At 62.1% G+C, this 16,043-nt stretch carries 24 protein-coding genes; 11 read left to right on the top strand and 13 right to left on the bottom strand.

Annotated features, from left to right (window positions below; translation table 11 throughout):
- The first annotated feature begins 515 nt into the window (after positions 1 to 515).
- The gene (locus K3179_RS03555; protein WP_221562495.1) at positions 516 to 920 is read left to right on the top strand and encodes a nuclear transport factor 2 family protein; all 405 of its coding nucleotides are present in this window, start codon (positions 516 to 518) and stop codon (positions 918 to 920) included.
- Positions 921 to 966: 46 nt separating this feature from the next.
- Here K3179_RS03555 and K3179_RS03550 read toward each other — a convergent pair whose 3' ends face one another.
- Positions 967 to 1,386 carry a pyridoxamine 5'-phosphate oxidase family protein gene (locus K3179_RS03550; RefSeq protein WP_221562494.1) on the bottom strand — a complete coding sequence of 140 codons (420 nt, stop codon included), beginning with the start codon at positions 1,384 to 1,386 and terminating at the stop codon, positions 967 to 969.
- A 159-nt stretch (positions 1,387 to 1,545) separates the two neighbouring features.
- On the opposite strand from K3179_RS03550, the gene K3179_RS03545 reads away from it, so the two are divergent.
- The 4 genes from K3179_RS03545 (at position 1,546) to K3179_RS03530 (ending at position 3,351) form a co-directional block, all read left to right on the top strand.
- Positions 1,546 to 1,890 (top strand): HPF/RaiA family ribosome-associated protein, encoded by a 345-nt coding sequence (locus K3179_RS03545; protein WP_221562493.1) that lies wholly within the window; start codon positions 1,546 to 1,548, stop codon positions 1,888 to 1,890.
- Between the two features lie 211 nt (positions 1,891 to 2,101).
- Entirely contained in the window at positions 2,102 to 2,314 is a 213-nt protein-coding gene (locus K3179_RS03540; protein ID WP_221562492.1) for a cold-shock protein, read from the top strand.
- Between the two features lie 81 nt (positions 2,315 to 2,395).
- Positions 2,396 to 2,605, top strand: coding sequence for a hypothetical protein (locus tag K3179_RS03535; RefSeq protein WP_090477613.1), 210 nt, complete (start codon positions 2,396 to 2,398; stop codon positions 2,603 to 2,605).
- Between the two features lie 167 nt (positions 2,606 to 2,772).
- The gene (locus tag K3179_RS03530) at positions 2,773 to 3,351 is read left to right on the top strand and encodes a fasciclin domain-containing protein (protein ID WP_221562491.1); all 579 of its coding nucleotides are present in this window, start codon (positions 2,773 to 2,775) and stop codon (positions 3,349 to 3,351) included.
- Positions 3,352 to 3,432: 81 nt separating this feature from the next.
- Here the strand turns inward: K3179_RS03530 and K3179_RS03525 are convergent, their stop codons facing one another.
- Positions 3,433 to 3,960 (bottom strand): hypothetical protein, encoded by a 528-nt coding sequence (locus K3179_RS03525; RefSeq protein WP_221562490.1) that lies wholly within the window; start codon positions 3,958 to 3,960, stop codon positions 3,433 to 3,435.
- 118 nt (positions 3,961 to 4,078) lie between these two features.
- Between K3179_RS03525 and K3179_RS03520 the strand changes: the two genes are divergently transcribed.
- Genes K3179_RS03520 through K3179_RS03510 form a run of 3 tightly spaced genes read left to right on the top strand, consistent with a single transcriptional unit; the run spans position 4,079 to position 5,912 of the window.
- Positions 4,079 to 5,002, top strand: a complete 924-nt coding sequence (locus K3179_RS03520) for an alpha/beta hydrolase fold domain-containing protein (protein WP_221562489.1) — start codon at positions 4,079 to 4,081, stop codon at positions 5,000 to 5,002.
- Positions 4,999 to 5,418 (top strand): COG3650 family protein, encoded by a 420-nt coding sequence (locus K3179_RS03515; RefSeq protein ID WP_221562488.1) that lies wholly within the window; start codon positions 4,999 to 5,001, stop codon positions 5,416 to 5,418. Before K3179_RS03520 ends, K3179_RS03515 begins: the two co-directional genes overlap by 4 nt.
- Before the next feature lie 41 nt (positions 5,419 to 5,459).
- Positions 5,460 to 5,912 carry a DUF3429 domain-containing protein gene (locus K3179_RS03510; RefSeq protein ID WP_221562487.1) on the top strand — a complete coding sequence of 151 codons (453 nt, stop codon included), beginning with the start codon at positions 5,460 to 5,462 and terminating at the stop codon, positions 5,910 to 5,912.
- Between the two features lie 9 nt (positions 5,913 to 5,921).
- Here K3179_RS03510 and K3179_RS03505 read toward each other — a convergent pair whose 3' ends face one another.
- Positions 5,922 to 7,319 (bottom strand): S41 family peptidase, encoded by a 1,398-nt coding sequence (locus K3179_RS03505; protein ID WP_247712785.1) that lies wholly within the window; start codon positions 7,317 to 7,319, stop codon positions 5,922 to 5,924.
- A gap of 240 nt (positions 7,320 to 7,559) precedes the next feature.
- On the opposite strand from K3179_RS03505, the gene K3179_RS03500 reads away from it, so the two are divergent.
- Both K3179_RS03500 and K3179_RS03495 read left to right on the top strand, forming a co-directional pair.
- The gene (locus K3179_RS03500; RefSeq protein WP_221562485.1) at positions 7,560 to 8,141 is read left to right on the top strand and encodes a YbhB/YbcL family Raf kinase inhibitor-like protein; all 582 of its coding nucleotides are present in this window, start codon (positions 7,560 to 7,562) and stop codon (positions 8,139 to 8,141) included.
- Between the two features lie 35 nt (positions 8,142 to 8,176).
- Positions 8,177 to 8,428, top strand: coding sequence for an SWIB/MDM2 domain-containing protein (locus K3179_RS03495; protein ID WP_006833160.1), 252 nt, complete (start codon positions 8,177 to 8,179; stop codon positions 8,426 to 8,428).
- A 3-nt stretch (positions 8,429 to 8,431) separates the two neighbouring features.
- Here the strand turns inward: K3179_RS03495 and K3179_RS03490 are convergent, their stop codons facing one another.
- Together K3179_RS03490 and K3179_RS03485 are read right to left on the bottom strand one after the other, a co-directional pair.
- On the bottom strand, positions 8,432 to 8,833 hold the full coding sequence (locus tag K3179_RS03490; protein WP_221562484.1) for a DoxX family protein: 402 nt from the start codon (positions 8,831 to 8,833) through the stop codon (positions 8,432 to 8,434).
- Entirely contained in the window at positions 8,830 to 9,120 is a 291-nt protein-coding gene (locus K3179_RS03485; protein WP_221562483.1) for a DUF427 domain-containing protein, read from the bottom strand. Before K3179_RS03485 ends, K3179_RS03490 begins: the two co-directional genes overlap by 4 nt.
- Before the next feature lie 78 nt (positions 9,121 to 9,198).
- Between K3179_RS03485 and K3179_RS03480 the strand changes: the two genes are divergently transcribed.
- Positions 9,199 to 10,473, top strand: coding sequence for a dipeptidase (locus K3179_RS03480; protein ID WP_221562482.1), 1,275 nt, complete (start codon positions 9,199 to 9,201; stop codon positions 10,471 to 10,473).
- A gap of 3 nt (positions 10,474 to 10,476) precedes the next feature.
- On the opposite strand, the gene K3179_RS03475 is transcribed toward K3179_RS03480, so the two are convergent.
- From K3179_RS03475 to K3179_RS03440, 8 genes are all read right to left on the bottom strand, one after another.
- On the bottom strand, positions 10,477 to 10,806 hold the full coding sequence (locus K3179_RS03475) for a DUF3140 domain-containing protein (RefSeq protein WP_221562481.1): 330 nt from the start codon (positions 10,804 to 10,806) through the stop codon (positions 10,477 to 10,479).
- Complete coding sequence (locus K3179_RS03470) at positions 10,806 to 10,997, bottom strand: DUF3008 family protein (protein ID WP_221562480.1); 192 nt, start codon at positions 10,995 to 10,997, stop codon at positions 10,806 to 10,808. Before K3179_RS03470 ends, K3179_RS03475 begins: the two co-directional genes overlap by 1 nt.
- A gap of 4 nt (positions 10,998 to 11,001) precedes the next feature.
- Positions 11,002 to 11,229, bottom strand: coding sequence for a hypervirulence associated TUDOR domain-containing protein (locus K3179_RS03465; RefSeq protein ID WP_090477636.1), 228 nt, complete (start codon positions 11,227 to 11,229; stop codon positions 11,002 to 11,004).
- 17 nt (positions 11,230 to 11,246) lie between these two features.
- Positions 11,247 to 11,546, bottom strand: coding sequence for a hypothetical protein (locus K3179_RS03460; protein ID WP_221562479.1), 300 nt, complete (start codon positions 11,544 to 11,546; stop codon positions 11,247 to 11,249).
- 76 nt (positions 11,547 to 11,622) lie between these two features.
- A complete protein-coding gene (gene dapD, locus K3179_RS03455) occupies positions 11,623 to 12,447 on the bottom strand; it encodes a 2,3,4,5-tetrahydropyridine-2,6-dicarboxylate N-succinyltransferase (protein WP_221562478.1) in 825 nt (274 codons plus the stop codon).
- A gap of 48 nt (positions 12,448 to 12,495) precedes the next feature.
- Entirely contained in the window at positions 12,496 to 13,581 is a 1,086-nt protein-coding gene (locus tag K3179_RS03450) for a phosphotransferase family protein (RefSeq protein ID WP_247712784.1), read from the bottom strand.
- Positions 13,581 to 14,669, bottom strand: coding sequence for a Zn-dependent alcohol dehydrogenase (locus tag K3179_RS03445; protein ID WP_221562477.1), 1,089 nt, complete (start codon positions 14,667 to 14,669; stop codon positions 13,581 to 13,583). Before K3179_RS03445 ends, K3179_RS03450 begins: the two co-directional genes overlap by 1 nt.
- On the bottom strand, positions 14,669 to 16,015 hold the full coding sequence (locus K3179_RS03440) for an acyl-CoA dehydrogenase family protein (protein ID WP_221562476.1): 1,347 nt from the start codon (positions 16,013 to 16,015) through the stop codon (positions 14,669 to 14,671). Before K3179_RS03440 ends, K3179_RS03445 begins: the two co-directional genes overlap by 1 nt.
- Between the last annotated feature and the right edge of the window lie 28 nt (positions 16,016 to 16,043).

Below are 16,043 nucleotides of genomic sequence, written 5' to 3'. Positions count from 1 at the left end.
GATTGCGCGTTTCAATCACTTTGCCGATAATGGGCTCATCCTGCATAACGAATTGTCGGGGATTCTGGCTTTTCCCTAAGTTAATTTGTCCGTTGAGAAAGCGACAGTCCGAAGTTTCTCGCCCCCCCCCCCCCGTTGCCCGATCCTCACGAAAACCCGGCCTAGCGCCTGCGGGAAATGCGGGCCCTCTGCTTGGCTGAGGGCAATTGGCAGCATTTGGATTTTCCTACTCCGCGAAAACCTGCCCTATTCTCGCGGATGAGCACCCGGCGAAGCCTTGCCCTTACTCTCCCCGCCACCCTTCACGGCGACCTGACCGCCCAGCGCGGGGGACGTTTGCCCGCGCCATGTGTCAACTTCGCGCTCGACCCCCGAAACCGCGCGATCATGCGGGTTTTCGGCGGAAAGCGGCGGGTGACAGGGTGTCGCCTTTGTCGCCTTCGCTCCGGCCTCCTGCGGCGGCGGGCCGGCGCGTCTCACTTGACGGGGCGGGGGTAGAGGGGGAAACTCAAGCCATGACCCAGACCGAAACCAACCGCGCGCTCATCGCCAAGGCTTACGACGGACTGGCGAAGGGCGATCCGACGCATTTCACCGCCCTGTTCGACGAGAATATCGAATGGCGGGTCATGGGCTCTTCCGCCTGGTCGAAACATTTGAAGGGCCTTGAGGCGGTGGAGCGCGACCTCGTCGGCCCGCTCTTCGCGCGGATCGACGGACCCTATCTCACCACGGCCGAACTGATCCTCGCCGATGGCGACCGCGTGGCCGTGATCGCCAAGGGCAGCGCGGCCACGGTCGACGGCGCGCGATATGACAACGACTATTGCTTCGTCTTCCGCCTGGAGGACGGCAAGATCGTCGAAGTGCGCGAGTATATGGACACGATCCTGGCCGACGCGGCGCTCGGGAAAGGGTAGGGGCGTTTCCCGACCGCATGCTCGACCACAGGCGAGGCGCGGGGCGTCAGGGGGTTAGTTCGCCCTGTTCGCGGCCTTCCCACCAGGCGATGCGGCGGGGGCTGACCTCGATCAGGACGAGCCCGTCGGTGTCGAGGCCGTTCTCGAACCATTTCTCCAGGTCCTCGACCCAGTGCTTTTCCAGCACGGCACGGTCGCGGTGGAGTTTGCCGGTGCCCTGGACCGCGCAATAGAACTCGCCGCTGGAATAGGTGGCGCCGCATTCCTCGGAGCGTTTCAGGTCGTCGTCGATCCGGCCGTCGTCGGTGGCGAAATGGTAGGTGGTGCCGTCGCTCTCGCTCACGTCCTTGTTGTTCGACATGGGCCGCGCGGCAATCGCGCCTTCCGCCCCGGTCTTGGTGACGAGCATGGCGATGTCGATGGATTTGAGCTTCTCGGCGATCTGGGCAAGCGAACGGTCGGACATGGAGGCCTCCGGCTGGGTGTGGGGATGCCATGTCAACGGGCGGAGCTGCGATCGGTGCCCGGCGGCGCGGGTGCTGCGATTGTGCTGGAAAGCGCCGAGCTAGCTCCCATATCGAAAAGTGGGACGGGTCAGAGAGAGAACACAAGAAGGAGCTTATCCATGCAGGTCCAGTTCAATTCCGACAGTTCGGTGATGGGCACGGAAAACGTCGCGGAGCGCATCGAAGCAAGCGTGCGCGACAAGCTGGCACGGTTCGAGGGCCGGCTCACGCGGGTGGAAATCCATGTGCGTGACGAGAACGGACCGAAGCACGGCGCGGACGACAAGGTCTGCATGATCGAGGCGAGGCCGCGTGGCGGCAAGCCCATCGGGGTGACGGAACACGCCTCCAAGGTCGACGATGCGGCCAGCAAGGCGGCGCGCACGCTTGCGCAGCGGCTGGAACGGCAGTTTGGCAAGGCGGAGCGGCACGGGCACGATGCGCGACCCGACAAGGTCCTGTAATTAGATTAGGCGTTTCGGCGAGGGCGTGGTAGTGCGCCCTCGCTGACGTCGAAATTTGCGACGGACTTCGGATTTTGACGACCGCCGCCTGCCCTTGTTTCATCGGCCCCGGCGTAAACCAGACTACGTTTTCCTTTCATCGGACGATTTGACGCACGACCCATGCGGCACGCTGCTGCGCGGGCAATTACGTTCTTGAAAGGAACACCACATGGCCAAGACTGGCACCGTAAAATTCTTCAACGCCGACAAGGGTTATGGCTTCATCCAGCCCGACGACGGTTCGCCCGACAGCTTCGTGCACATCACGGCTGTCCAGGCAGCTGGCATGCAGAGCCTCGACAAGGACCAGCGTCTGAACTTTGAAGTCGAGCAGGGCCGCAACGGCAAGGAAAGCGCCGTGAACCTCTCGGCTGCCGACTAAGCCAAGATACACTTCGCGCGCCGCCGGAGCCACGAACCCCGGGGCGCGCGATTTCTATCGTACTTCCTACGGAGCCACGAGATGAGCCAGACTTACGAATTCTACTCCGCACGAGCCAGCGAGGCTGCAGCCGAGGCGAAAAAGGCCACGCTCGACAATGTACGTCAGCGGGCGCTGCGCTCCGAAGCGACGTGGCTGGGATTGGCCAAACAAGCGCGCGCCGTCGCCAAGCGCCGCGAAAAGATCGAACTGGAGAAAGCGGCCGAACGAGAAGCTGCCGCCTCTTCCTGAAACCTGCCGTCAGCCCTTGCGAAACACCCTGTCGCAAGATTCACTCAGCTTGCCACATTCCCGACAAATTCGGAACATTCCTGTCGTTTCGCCCGTTTGATTTGCGAAGCGCCAGTCGGGTGGGCCGGCTGTATTTGCGCTGTCCAAGTACACAAAAGGGTAAACACATGAAAAAGCTGACAATTGCACTCGCATCTGCCGCATCGCTAGCTATCGCCGCGTGCGCCGAAGAACCGGCCGACAATGCGGGTTACGATGATAACGCCGCCGCCGACCAGATGACGAACGACGACATGGCACCGGGCACGATCGTTGAAGTCGCACAAGGTGACGAAACCTTCTCGACGCTCGTAAGCGCCGTGACCGCGGCCAACCTCGGCGAAACGCTGTCGGGCGAAGGCCCGTATACCGTGTTCGCACCGACGAATGACGCGTTTGCCAAAATCCCGGAAGCTACGCTTACCGAGCTCACCACCAACGACACCGAAGCGCTCGGCAACATCCTGACGTACCACGTCGTGGAAGGTAATATCGATGCGGCAACGCTGACGCAGGCGATCACCGACGCGGGTGAAGCTGGCTACACGATCAACACCGTCAATGGCGGCACGCTGACCGCGAATGTCGTCGATGGCAATGTCGTACTGACCGATGCCGCAGGCGGTACCTCGACCGTTACCGCGACCGACGTCGCAGCATCGAACGGCGTGATCCACGTCATCGATACGGTCCTGATGCCCCAGTAATCGGATAACATCTCACGCATAAGAAAAGGCGGCCCTTCGCGGGGCCGCCTTTTTGTTGGAGCCTGGATGAGGTGGCCGAAGTTAGCGTCCGTTACTTGCCAGTGCCGCGGCAACATCGATGGACTTGGCATTGCCCCTGCGCATTTCCACGAAGTCTGCGGGCTCGGGTGTGACCGGGACGGCAGAGGCCTGTTCGGTGCGTGCTGCGGCGAGTTGCTGCGGGTCGACCGGCTGTGGCCCATAATCTTCGGCATAGGCGAGACGCTCTACCTCCGCATCGCTATAATAATTCCCGGCATGATCGACCGAATTGAACTCGGCATCCCGTGCACGCATCATCGAGCGGGCATGGGCCGTGTCGCGATAGCGGCCGTGAAGGGAAAGTTCGGCGACGGGGATTGTGCCGTCCTTCGTTTCGAGCGGATAATGGTTTGGCGGACGTTCGGCGGAGGATTGCTGCGAGCCTGGCACGAACGAAACCTGCGCTTCGGGTAGCGTTTCCTGCGATGAACGCGGCAGTACCGGACTGTCACCGATAGCCGCGCCGCTGACCGCGCCGCCAATGGCCACAACCGCTACGGCGGCGAGGAGTTGGGGTGTGATCTTCATGCAAACACAACACCATTTGCCCGGCGCGAGTTCCCAATAAGCTCGGGGAGCGTGGCCGGTAGCGCCATCAGGTGCGCTGGGCTACCATCCCCCTCGATAATTGCGGGAGAGACGGAATATGGTGAGTTTGCGTGCGCGGGTGTTCGAGCTTGTTCTCCCCCTGCTCGGGATCAAGCGCTTCTTTTCGCAACCCGATCGGATGGACGAAAGAATTGCGAAAATGCGCCGCGCGAAATCGCCGCGCCCGGGAAAAAATGTGCGCCGGGATTTCGCCGTCCGGGAAGACAGCAGCAGGGGCTATCCGCTCATCACCCTGGAGCCGCTGGAGAAGGCCGAAGCTACCGGCATCCACCTGCTCTATTTTCATGGCGGCGGGTATGTGATGGATATTGCTGCATTGCATTGGGAGGCGATAGCCGAGCTGTGCCGATTGACGGGCGCGTCCGCCAGCGTGCCGATTTATCCGCTGGCACCCGAGGTGACCGCCGAGACCACGCTACCGGCGATGCGCGCCCTTTACGACGAACTGGCCCAGCAACATGGAGCGGAAAATATCGCTCTCGCCGGCGACAGCGCGGGTGGCGGCATGGCGCTCGCCCTGGCGCAGGACGTGGCCAAGGACGGCAAGCCCATGCCCGGCAGTCTCACTCTCTTTTCCCCGTGGGTCGACGCCAGCGCATCGGGCGAGGGAATGGCTGCGATAGAGCCTCGGGACAAGATGCTCTCGCCGCAGGGCTTGAAAGCCTGCGGTAAACGCTATGCCGGCGGGCTCGCTCTGGATGACACGCGTTTGAGCCCCTTGTTCGGCGATCTCGATAATCTACCCCCGACTTCGGTGTTCGTCGGCACCCGCGACATCCTGCTTGTCGATGCCCGACGCCTGCGCGAGAGGATGGACGCGGCCGGAAGGCCGCCCATTTTTTACCGGGAAGCGGAGCACATGCAGCACGTCTGGATGATATTGCCGATACCCGAAGGCAAGGCTGCGCTGCGCGATGCGGCCAGTTTCATCAAGAGCACACATTCAGGAACCGATACATGAGACCGACCATCATCTTCCTGCCGCTGGCTTTGCTGGCAGGCTGCAGCAAAGGGCAGGGTGAAGCCGAGAGTGCAGATAAATTCACAGGTATCGACGACGATGAAATCGTGACCCTCTCCGGTACCGAACCGTTCTGGAACGTCGAGATCGGCGGCAACATTGCGCTCTTCAAAAGTCCCGAAAATCTCGACGGCACGAGCTTTGCGGTAGATCGCTTCGCCGGGCTCAACGGTCTGAGCTTCTCCGGCCAATTGGACGGAGCCAGCTTCGATGCGATGGTGACGCCGGGCGATTGCTCTGACGGCATGAGCGACCGGACCTATCCGTACACCGTGACGGTTACCTGGGGTCAGGAACAATTGAACGGTTGCGGACATACTGACAGGCAACCCTTCACCGGCCCTGAAACCCCTTAGGCCGTTGCAGGCACCAACCATTCGTCCGAGGTCCAGTTCGCATGCGTGACATCCCGAATATGCCAAGATGGCTCGGTCTGGCGGGCTTGCTGCCTCAGTTCGCCTGCGCTGCCGTCGTCTGGCTCGGGCCGCCCGACTGGTCCGCACCGGCGCAGCGGGTTGCAGCGATTTATGCAGGCCTGATCCTGAGTTTTCTCGGCGGCATGTGGTGGGGCATCGCGGCCGGTGCACCGGCTGCAGAGCGGCGAAACGCGCTCGGCTGGCTCTGGATCGCAGCCGTAACGCCGAGCCTGATAGCGCTCGCGTGCCTGATACCGCTGGCTTTGGACGCAGGTCCGCTCGAGCCTTCGCTCGTCATGCTGGGCGCGGCCCTGCTGGTAAGCTTGGGCGTGGATGCAAGGCTTAGCGCACTCGCACCGCGCTGGTGGATGCAGCTGCGCGTTCCTTTGTCTGTACTGCTCGGCGCGGCGACGCTCGCTACAGCCCTGGGCTAGGACCCGCGATCAATAGACCCCGGGGTTGTTTCTTTCGAACTCGCTCGGGCGGTCTTTCATGAGAAGTCGGCGTTTTGGAGTGCTCGACTGCGCGCTTTGCACGCCGGTGATCGAGGTACAAGACCGTCCCGCCATGAAATCCAGCGCGGCGCTGATAGACGCTTCTGCAGGATCACCCAGCGGCTGGAAGATATTGTCCGATGCTGCACAGGTCTTGCGGACGACGCTGGCGAGGCCATCGAAGTACTCGCCCTGGTCGTTGGCGTTCACCGTCTTGAATGTCACGGCCCGCAGTCGGTCGTCGCAGGCCGACCGGTCGAAAGCGAACTGGCCGACAGGCTTGCCGAAGGTATTGGAGCCGACCAGCGCGAGGTTTTCGCCCAGATAGGGAATGAAGGAATTGGTCACCAGTTCGCTGGCAGACGCCGTGCTGCGCGTGCCGATCACCGCCAGCTTGGTCACCGCGATCTGCTCGGGAATATTCTGGAACAGCTCGGTCGAATTCTCTGCGCTCTTGGAGGGACGCAAGACGGTTTTGGAAAAGACCTGGCCTTCGATCCCTTCGGCCATCAGGTCACCCAGCGTGTTGGCGACATCCACCAGGCCGCCACCATTGTAGCGCAGGTCCAGGATGATCTTGTTGATGCCCTGGGCCTTCAACTGCTGGAATGCGGCGCGCAATTGCGGGTCCGCATCTTGGGAGAAAAAGGTGCGCAGGTTGATGTAGCCGACATTGTCCGTGCCGTCGTTGAGGATGACGACGCCATAACGGTCGGAAATCGGGTCGAGCGTGTAGTCGGCCTTCGTCACGCTGACATTGCGGGTCACGCCGTCGGTGCCGCGAATAGAGAAGTCGCGCCTGACCCCCGGTTCGCTCGGGCCGAGGGCATCGAGTACTGCGTTGGTACCGCCGCTCTGGAACAGGGCTTCTACGGACCGGCCGTTGATCGATAGGATTTCGGTGCCGCGGTCGAAGCCTGCGCCAAAGGCAGGACCTGTTTCATAAACTTCGGCCGCGAAGAGCCTGCTCACGCCATCGGTGGTAAGGCGGATGCCCAGGCCGGCGCGCGAACCCTGCAGCGCTTCGTTTTCCTCTTGGATGGAGGTGAGATAGGTGAACCCCCGGTCCTTGTTCTGCGCCGCCGCCTGCGCGACCAGCGCGTCGATGTAGCTTTGAACATCGGAATATTGCGACTTGTTCACGCTGAGGTTCAACAGTTCGGGGAAGAGGTACCATTCGTTGAGCACATCGCGGGCCCAATCCTGGCGGGCCGATAGCGAGCAGGTCGCGCTGCCTCCACCGCCGCTGCCGCCACCGCCGATGGGGCTGGATGAACCATTGTCGCCGCCACCGCCGCAGGCTGCGAGCGAGAAGGCAAGAGTGGCGGTCAGAATGGTGCGACCCATCGGCATAGAATTTCCCTCCAGAACGTCGGCGTGCATTGCCGAAAGCTTGCGTATTGAATGCGCAATTAACCCCCTGTGAGCAAGGGCGCGGCGCCAGTTATCGTCTTTCGGTGGAAAACAGGGCCGTTTTCGCCTCAAAACAGTGCAAATTCACCCTGTCGTGGTGGCCTTTCCTCCGGCGCTGTGCCTAGTCTCGGCTATTGATTTGCGCATTGCGCCCGAGATTACGGAGTTTGAGTTGTGAGTACGGTGGTTCCAGGCTGGATCCAGACAGCGGTCGGAGAGGGTGAAGTCAAAGCCGAACTGACGGCGGCAAGGGTCGCCGATGAAAAGGCGCTCTCCCGCTCAGGCTTCTCCCTGACCAGCCCGGCATTCAAGAATGGCGGCGAACTCGACCCGAGCTTCACGGCTTGCGAGGACGATGCCGTGGCCCCGCCGCTGGAATGGAGCGCGCCGCCTCCGGGCTCGCAGGAACTGGTGCTCGTCGTCGAGGATATCGAACGCGGCGACGTCCACTGGCTCGTCTGGGGGCTCAAGGCGCAGAAGGGCGCCCTGTTCGAAGGCGAGGTGCCGCCGCGCACCGGCAAGAACGCGAAGGGCAATTCGGAATGGCTGCTGCCGGACCCGCCGCTGGGCGTCCAGCACCGCTACGCCTTCCAGCTTTTCGCGCTTGACCTCCCGCTCACGCTGATGCCGGGCGCAACGCATGATGACCTGATCAAGACCATGGCGAACCACGTCACTGCGGTCGCGATCCTCACGGCCCGTTTCGAGGGTCATGAGGTCGAAGAATGGGATGCCGAAGATGAATTCGACATCTGATAATACCAAGAAAAGCCAACTGAAAGGAACCTGAAATGGCTGGCAAGAACAACGCACTGCAGAAGCCGGTGAACCTCTCGCCCGAGCTTGAGAATGTGGTCGGCAAGGGTCCGATGACCCGCGCTCAGGTCACGTCCAAGGTGTGGGATCACATCAAGGCGAACGACCTGCAGGATTCGAAGGATCGCCGCATGATCAATCCCGACGACAAGCTCGGAGCCGTCATCGGCAAGGAACAGATCTCGATGTTCAAGATGACCGGTGCCGTTTCCAAGCACATGAGCTGATCATCAGGTCGGGCGGCGTCGTGGCCAGTCCGTGACGCCGCCGACCCACAAGGCCAGCCAGATCAAGATCGGCTGTGCCACCATGCGGGGCAGGTGGTAGGCAAGCCCCAGGCCGCTGTCTTCGCGCGCCATATCCATCACGAAGTGATTGATGTTCGCTGGAAAGACGCACAGGGCGTAGAGCGCCAGTCCTATCCCTCCCCACCGTCTCAGCTTTTCCGACCACGGTTGCACGAGAGCAATCGCGCCGAGGATTTCAGCTATGCCCGTCCAGAACACCACCGCTTCGGCTGCAGGAACGGCATGCGGCATTATCGACAGGAACGGAGCCGGATCGGTGAGGTGCGCCCATCCGGCGAGGGCGTAGAAGGCGGCGAGGATCCAGCGCAGCGCCGCGCGTATCACTCCTCCGTCACCTCGATGCCGTTTCCGAAGGCAATGTGGTCCTTGATTTCGGCAGCTGCGTCCTTTGGGTGCGGATAATACCAGGCAGCATCGGTGTTGATGTCGCCGCCGGCATTTACCGAGTGGTACTGCGCCACGCCCTTCCAAGAGCACACGGTGGTCTTGTCGCTCGGCACAAGTGCGCTCCGCGCGACCGAGGCGGGCGGGAAATAGTGATTGCCCTCGACGACCAGAGTATCGTCGCTGCGCGCGATCTCCTCGCCATTCCAACGTGCCGTCACAGTCATCCCTAGGTCCTTTCAATCACACTTCGTATCGTTACAAGAGCCACCCTACGCGCTCATTGTTCCGGGGAGAAATGTCGTATGATCCGTATTGCCGCCGCTTTCCTGCTCACAACGGCCCTCGCGCCAAGCCTGGCCATCGCGCAGGACGAGGCTGATACGGTCGCTGCGGCCGCTCTGGAGGCGGCGCCCGTCTGGGACGGCCATAACGATGTGCCAATCCAGTTGAGGGGGCGCTTCGGCAACCAGATCAACGATTTCGATTTCACCGACACGCTGGACACGGCTACGGGTGGGCGCGCTGCTATGCACAGTGACCTCGTGCGCCTGCGCCGCGGGAAGGTCGGCGCGCAGTGGTGGTCGGTCTACGTCAGCGCGTCCTTGCCCGAACCGGAAGCGGTGCAGGCAACGATCGAACAGATCGATGTGACCAAGCGCCTGATCGCGGCAAACTCCGATGCCATGGCGCTCGCACTGACGACGGACGATGTCGAAGCCGCCATGGCCGAGGGCAAGATCGCCTCGCTCTTGGGCATGGAAGGCGGCCATTCCATCGGCAACAGCCTGGCCGTGCTGCGCCAGATGTATGCGATGGGCGCGCGCTACATGACGCTGACGCACGGTCGTACGCTGGACTGGGCGGACAGCGCCACCGATGCCCCGCGTCATGGCGGGCTGAATGAATTCGGGATGGATGTTGTGCGCGAAATGAACCGGATCGGCATGCTCGTCGATCTCAGCCACGTAAGCGAAGAGGCCATGCACGATGCGCTCGACGTGGCAGGGGCTCCGGTCATCTTCAGCCATTCTGGTGCGCGCGCGGTGACCGGTCACCTGCGCAACGTTCCCGACAGCGTCCTCGCGCGCCTGCCGCAAAACGGCGGGATCGTCATGGTCGTCGCCCTGCCATGGTTCATCACCGAAGACCTGCGCCAGTACGCCGCGAACAAGGCGGCGGAAGAGGCGCGGCTCAAAGCGCTTTACCCCGGCTTGCCTGACACCGTCGCCGCCGAGCTTGCGCGGTGGGAGGCGAACAACCGGCAGCCCGTGTCGACTATTTCGGACATGGCCGACCATATCGACCACGTGAGGGATGTCGCGGGGATCGACCATATCGGCATTGGCGGCGACTATGACGGCATGCCCACCGGCCCGGTCGGGATGGAAGATGTAACCGGCTATCCCGCGCTCTTCGCCGAACTGGCGCGCCGCGGATATTCGCAGAATGATCTCGAGAAGATCTCTAACAGGAACATGATGCGGGTGATGCGCCGGGCGGAAACATACGCGGCAAGCCGCTCGGGCGCGGCGCCTATCGAGTATGCGGTTGGTGCCCCGCGCGCGGCGGAAGATTGATCCCTATTTACAGGGGTCGTGACCCCAGTTCTTGAGTGAATAGCGCCAGTCGCTGTTCTCGATATCGCCGGACGGTTTCTGGGCCAGGTGGCGGTGGATATAGCCGATCACCTTATTCATGTGATCATACTGGTCGCTGGTTAGCTCGTCCTTCTTGGTGCGCTTGATCTCTACGATCCGGCGACCGGACTTGTGGCCAGTGCTCTCACCGCTGTCGCTGTCGCCAACCGATTTGGACTCTTCGGTGTCGAGCCATTCTTGCAGTTCCTTCGGCTGCATGTTCACGCAGTCGTAGAACTCGTCGTAGACTTGGTCTTTCTTGTCCTGATCCATCAATCGTCGTCCACGGTTTCCGGCAAGTCAGAACGATCGGTAGATGCCATTTCCTCCAGCTCGCTCTCGGACATACTCTCGTACATCCCAACAGAAGCACCCTGGAGGTCGGACTTATCGGTCTCGCCGCGCTTGGCCGCAAGGGCGGCGCCCGCAGCTTGCTGCTGCGCCTTGGATTTCGCTTTCGGCATGGTGTCAGTCCTGCGCTTCGAGCTCTGAACCGAGCTTCAGGACTTCGTCGCCGTCTTCTTGCTTGATCAGGTAAGCGGGATTGTCCTCGCTGCCGTCACGGGTGACTTCACTGCCCTGGAGGGTGCGGGTGACCTCACGTTCGAACCGGTCCTTGATCTGGCCCTTTGCTGTGCCGTTGCCCCAATCCCACTTGACGTACTGATCGGTCTGGAAACTGTTCGAATTGCTCATGAGGTCACCTCGGTCTCTTAGTTTTCAATAACTTCGATCCCGTCCTCTTGGGTAACTTCGCCGCCGTCGTCAGGTTCCCCGTCGATGCCGACGATGCTGTCGGTGCTGTCGCCACCTTCCATCGACGAAATCTCGCCGCTGACGGTCGCTTCTTCCTCGACATCGCCCTGCGTCATCGCCGGAATGATCCAGACGATCGACATGAGCAGGACTGCAAGTATCAGTCCGCCGGCAAGGACCCAGCGTACGACGCCTTCTTTCGAGCCGCCGCTAGCTTCCTGCTCGTCGATATGAATTTCGTCACCTTCTTTGTGCACGCGAATACTCCCTGTTTTGCGCGATCCCGCGTTTCAGGGCTTTCTACGGTCAAAGCAGGCTTATGTTCCGCCCGGGTCAGTCGCGCAGGAGGTCGTTGATCCCGGTTTTCTCGCGGGTCTGCGCGTCGACGGTCTTGACGATAACCGCACAGGCGAGGCCCGGGCCGCCGTCCTTGCCCGGCAGCGAACCGGGCACGACGACAGAGTAGGGCGGGATGTGGCCGCGGATGACCTCGCCCGTGTCGCGGTAGACGATCTTGGTGGACTGGGTGATGAAAACCCCCATGGCGACGACGCTGCCTTCGCCCACGATCACGCCCTCGACGATTTCGCTGCGTGCGCCGATAAAACAATTGTCGCCGATGATCGTCGGGTTTGCCTGCATGGGCTCGAGCACGCCTCCGATGCCTGCGCCTGCCGAGATATGGCAGTTCTCGCCGATCTGCGCGCAGCTGCCGATGCTGGCCCAGGTGTCGACCATGGTGCCCTTGCCGACATAGGCGCCGATATTGACGAAGCTCGGCATCAGGACGCAGCCTGGCGCAATGTAGGAGCCTTCACGGGCGATGGCGCCCGGTACCACGCGGAAACCGGCTTCGCGGAAACGGGCTTCGTCCCATCCGGCGAACTTGCTCGGTACCTTGTCGAATGCCGGATGGCCTGCGCTGCCGCCTTCCATGACGACGTTGTCGTTGAGGCGGAAGGACAGGAGGACGGCTTTTTTCAGCCACTGGTTGACCGTCCAGCCACCTTTCCCGTCGGGTTCGGCCACGCGGCCTTCTCCGCTGTCCAGCAGCGCGAGACCCGCCTCCACCGCTTCGCGCACCTCGGCGCTCTGCGGGGTGACATTGGCGCGGTCTTCCCACGCGGCTTCGATGCGGCTTTCGAGGTCGGCGCTCATGCTGGTCTCCGTATAGATTTCGGAGAGGTCGTTAGCAGCGTTCCCGCGCTAGTCCATCCCCGCGGCCACGGCGAAGTCATAGGCACGATCGACCAGGGGCCCGACCCGCTCGCTCATCGCCTTGGCATGGGCGCTGGATGCGGTGCCGTCGATGACACGCTTCTTTATTCCTTGCATGATGCCGGCGAGGCGGAACAGGTTGTAGGCGAAGTACCAGTCCATCGGCGGGACGGGATATCCGGTCCGCGCGACATAACGGTCCACAGCTTCCTGCTGCGTGGGGATGCCGAGTTCCTCGAGGTCGAGGCCCAGGACCCCTGCGCGCCCGTCTGCGGGGTTATGCCAGTTGAGCATGAGATAGCTGAAGTCCGCGATTGGATCGCCCAATGTCGACAGCTCCCAGTCGAGCACGGCGAGGACCTTGTTCTCGTCCTTCTCGAAAATGAGGTTGTCGAGCCGGTAATCGCCGTGGACAACGCTGCTCTCGTGCTGCGGAGGGATGGTCTGCGGCAGCCATTCGATCAGCCGCTCCATCTTGGGCATGTGTTCGGTTTCTGACAATTTGTACTGCTTCGACCAGCGGGCGATCTGGCGCGCGCAATAATCGGTCGGCTTGCCGTAATCGCCGAGGCCGATTTCGTCGGGCTTGCGCAGGTGGAGTTCCGCCATCGTATCGATCATGGCGTTGTAGATTGCGCGCCTGTCGGCAGGATCGACACCGGGCAGTGCGCCGTTCCAGAGGCTCCGTCCGTCGGCCAGGCCCATGACGAAGAATTTGGACCCGATCACATCGGGATCCTCGCACAGGCCATAGGTCTTCGGCACCGGGAAACCGGTCGGGCCGAGTGCGTGCATGGCCTTGTATTCGCGGTCCACGGCATGGGCGCTTGGCAACAATTTGCCGAAAGGCTGGCGGCGCAGGACGTAAGAGCGAGAGGGCGTATCGATCCGGTAGGTCGGGTTCGACTGACCGCCCTTGAACTTCGAATAGGAAATCGGCCCCTCGAAGCCTTGGACATTGGCTTCGAACCACGCAGTCAGCTTGTCCATGTCGAGCTGGTCGCGTTCGGGCACCTCGATGGTGCCAACCATTTCCTTGTCGAAATCGATTTCTGGCATGCCGGTGTCGCTCATCAGTCGAATACCACCACGCTGCGCGCCGAATTTCCGGCCTTCATCTTCTCGAACCCGTCGTTGATCTTCTCGAGCGGGATGCGTTCGGCGATGATGGTGTCTAGATCGAGCAGTCCGCGCATGTAGAAGTCGACGAGGCGCGGCAGGTCGACCGGGAAGTGGTTCATGCCCATGATCGCGCCCTGCAGCTTCTTACCCGACAGTAGATCCATGGCCCCGAGCCCGACTTTGCAGTCGAGCGGCATCATGCCGAGGATCGTCGCCGTGCCGCCGCGGCGCAGCAGCTTCACCGCGAGGTCTGCGGAGGCTTGCCTGCCAACCGCCTCGATCGCGTGATGCACGCCGCCGCCGGTCAGTTTCATGACCTGTTCGACCGCATCGTCAGCCATCGCGTCGATCGCATGGGTGGCGCCGAGGACCTTGGCGAGCTCGCGCTTCTCCGGGATCGGATCGAGCGCGATAACCTTGCCGGCACCGGCGATTTTCGCCGCGTTGATCGTCGCAAGGCCAACCCCGCCGCAACCGACCACGGCGACTGTTTCGCCCGGCACGACGGAACAGGCGTTGAAGATCGCACCGGCACCCGTCGTCACCGCGCAGCCAATGATGGCAGCGCGGTCAAGCGGCATGTCCTTGTCGATCGCAACGCAGGCATTCTCGTGGATCAGCATCTGTTCGCAGAATGCGGAGAGATTGAGCATCTGCGCCACCGGTCCGCTGCCGTCTGCCCGCATTATGCGCGGGTCAGCCGTCTGGCTGCGGCGAGTGTCAGCGCCCATGCACAGCGCCATGCGGCCGGTCACACAGAACTCGCAGTGACCGCAGAATGCCGACAGGCAAGACACGACGTGATCGCCGGGCTTGACGGTCTTCACTTCGCTGCCGACTGCGCGCACTACGCCCGCCGCCTCGTGGCCGGGAATGGCCGGAAGCGGGTGGGGGTAGGAGCCTTCGATGAAGTGCAGGTCCGAATGGCACAGGCCGCAGGCCTTGGTGTCGATCAGCACTTCATGCGGGGCCGGATCGGCGAGTTCGACCTCGCCGATCGTCAGGCCGCCGACCTGTTCGAGAATTGCCGCCTTTGCCATTAGCGCGTCGCTCCTACGTCGCCCGAGCTGAAGCCTGCGGCGGCGCTACCGGCGCTTGCCGAATGCGCATTGCCGCCACGAAGTGCGTTGGAAGTTGGTCCTTCCTTCGGCATGTGCTTGGCGAACTCCATGCGCGCGATCGAGCGGGCGTGAACCTCGTCCGGGCCGTCTGCCAGACGCAGGGTGCGCTGGTGGGCATAGGCATTTGCGAGGCCGTAATCGTCGGACACACCGCCGCCACCATGGGCCTGGATCGCATCGTCGATGATCTTGAGCGCCATATTCGGTGCCTGCACCTTGATCATGGCGATTTCCTGCTTGGCCGACTTGTTGCCGACCTTGTCCATCATGTCGGCGGCCTTGAGGCAGAGCAGGCGGGTCATGTCGATGTCGATACGGGCACGCGCAACGCGTTCTTCCCAGACAGAGTGTTTGTAGATCGGCTTGCCGAAAGCTTCGCGCTCCTGGAGGCGCTGGCACATCTTGGCCAGCGCTTCTTCGGCAACGCCGATGGTGCGCATGCAGTGGTGGATGCGGCCCGGGCCGAGGCGGCCCTGCGCAATCTCGAAACCGCGACCTTCGCCCAGCAGCATATTCGTGACCGGAACGCGTACGTCCGTGAGTTCCACTTCCATGTGGCCGTGCGGGGCATCGTCATAGCCGAAGACGGGGAGGTGGCGCAGGATCTTCACACCCGGTGCGTCCATCGGCATGAGGATCATCGATTGCTGCGCGTGGCGCTTTGCTTCGAAATCGGTCTTCCCCATCACGATAGCGACCTTGCAGCGCGGATCGCCCACGCCCGACGACCACCACTTGCGCCCGTTGATGACGTATTCGTCGCCATCGCGCTCGATGCGGGTCTCGATGTTCGTCGCGTCGGAGCTGGCGGTGAACGGCTCCGTCATGAGGAAGGCGGAACGGATGCGACCGTTCATGAGCGGCTCGAGCCACTCTTCCTTCTGTTCGCGTGTGCCGTAACGGAAGAACACTTCCATGTTGCCGGTGTCCGGCGCCGAGCAGTTGAACACCTCCGAGGCGAAACCGATGCGGCCCATTTCCTCGGCGCAGAGCGCGTATTCGAGGTTGGTGAGGCCGGGGCCTTCGAAATCGAAGGTTTCGTCGACATGGTGGTGGCTGTCGTTGCGCGGCGGCATGAACAGGTTCCAGATGCCCTGGTCCTTGGCCTTGGCCTTCAGGTCCTCGACCACCTGGATCACTTTCCAGCGATCGCCTTCGGCGTCCTGTTCCTTGTAGGTGGGAACGGCGGGGCGGACATGGTCTTCGATGAAGTTCTTCACCCGGTCGCGCCAGTAAACTTGCCTCTCAGTGGGTTCGAAATCCATCGTAATGTCCTCTCATCAAATAAGTTGC

It is taken from the genome of Qipengyuania intermedia (assembly GCF_019711615.1).
In the GTDB taxonomy this organism is placed as follows: domain Bacteria; phylum Pseudomonadota; class Alphaproteobacteria; order Sphingomonadales; family Sphingomonadaceae; genus Qipengyuania; species Qipengyuania intermedia.
Note: the sequence above shows the minus strand (reverse complement) of the source record. Positions and strands in the feature narration are given on the sequence as shown.

Coding starts and splice junctions, on each gene's coding strand:
- K3179_RS03480 (WP_221562482.1), top strand. CDS start 9,199: ATGATCCGTATTGCCGCCGCTTTCCTGCTCACAACGGCCCTCGCGCCA.
- K3179_RS03550 (WP_221562494.1), bottom strand. CDS start 1,386: ATGTCCGACCGTTCGCTTGCCCAGATCGCCGAGAAGCTCAAATCCATC.
- K3179_RS03450 (WP_247712784.1), bottom strand. CDS start 13,581: ATGAGCGACACCGGCATGCCAGAAATCGATTTCGACAAGGAAATGGTT.
- dapD (WP_221562478.1), bottom strand. CDS start 12,447: ATGAGCGCCGACCTCGAAAGCCGCATCGAAGCCGCGTGGGAAGACCGC.
- K3179_RS03545 (WP_221562493.1), top strand. CDS start 1,546: ATGCAGGTCCAGTTCAATTCCGACAGTTCGGTGATGGGCACGGAAAAC.
- K3179_RS03475 (WP_221562481.1), bottom strand. CDS start 10,806: ATGGATCAGGACAAGAAAGACCAAGTCTACGACGAGTTCTACGACTGC.
- K3179_RS03440 (WP_221562476.1), bottom strand. CDS start 16,015: ATGGATTTCGAACCCACTGAGAGGCAAGTTTACTGGCGCGACCGGGTG.
- K3179_RS03485 (WP_221562483.1), bottom strand. CDS start 9,120: ATGACTGTGACGGCACGTTGGAATGGCGAGGAGATCGCGCGCAGCGAC.
- K3179_RS03510 (WP_221562487.1), top strand. CDS start 5,460: ATGCGTGACATCCCGAATATGCCAAGATGGCTCGGTCTGGCGGGCTTG.
- K3179_RS03555 (WP_221562495.1), top strand. CDS start 516: ATGACCCAGACCGAAACCAACCGCGCGCTCATCGCCAAGGCTTACGAC.
- K3179_RS03535 (WP_090477613.1), top strand. CDS start 2,396: ATGAGCCAGACTTACGAATTCTACTCCGCACGAGCCAGCGAGGCTGCA.
- K3179_RS03530 (WP_221562491.1), top strand. CDS start 2,773: ATGAAAAAGCTGACAATTGCACTCGCATCTGCCGCATCGCTAGCTATC.
- K3179_RS03505 (WP_247712785.1), bottom strand. CDS start 7,319: ATGGGTCGCACCATTCTGACCGCCACTCTTGCCTTCTCGCTCGCAGCC.
- K3179_RS03445 (WP_221562477.1), bottom strand. CDS start 14,669: ATGGCAAAGGCGGCAATTCTCGAACAGGTCGGCGGCCTGACGATCGGC.
- K3179_RS03515 (WP_221562488.1), top strand. CDS start 4,999: ATGAGACCGACCATCATCTTCCTGCCGCTGGCTTTGCTGGCAGGCTGC.
- K3179_RS03520 (WP_221562489.1), top strand. CDS start 4,079: ATGGTGAGTTTGCGTGCGCGGGTGTTCGAGCTTGTTCTCCCCCTGCTC.
- K3179_RS03470 (WP_221562480.1), bottom strand. CDS start 10,997: ATGCCGAAAGCGAAATCCAAGGCGCAGCAGCAAGCTGCGGGCGCCGCC.
- K3179_RS03495 (WP_006833160.1), top strand. CDS start 8,177: ATGGCTGGCAAGAACAACGCACTGCAGAAGCCGGTGAACCTCTCGCCC.
- K3179_RS03525 (WP_221562490.1), bottom strand. CDS start 3,960: ATGAAGATCACACCCCAACTCCTCGCCGCCGTAGCGGTTGTGGCCATT.
- K3179_RS03540 (WP_221562492.1), top strand. CDS start 2,102: ATGGCCAAGACTGGCACCGTAAAATTCTTCAACGCCGACAAGGGTTAT.
- K3179_RS03465 (WP_090477636.1), bottom strand. CDS start 11,229: ATGAGCAATTCGAACAGTTTCCAGACCGATCAGTACGTCAAGTGGGAT.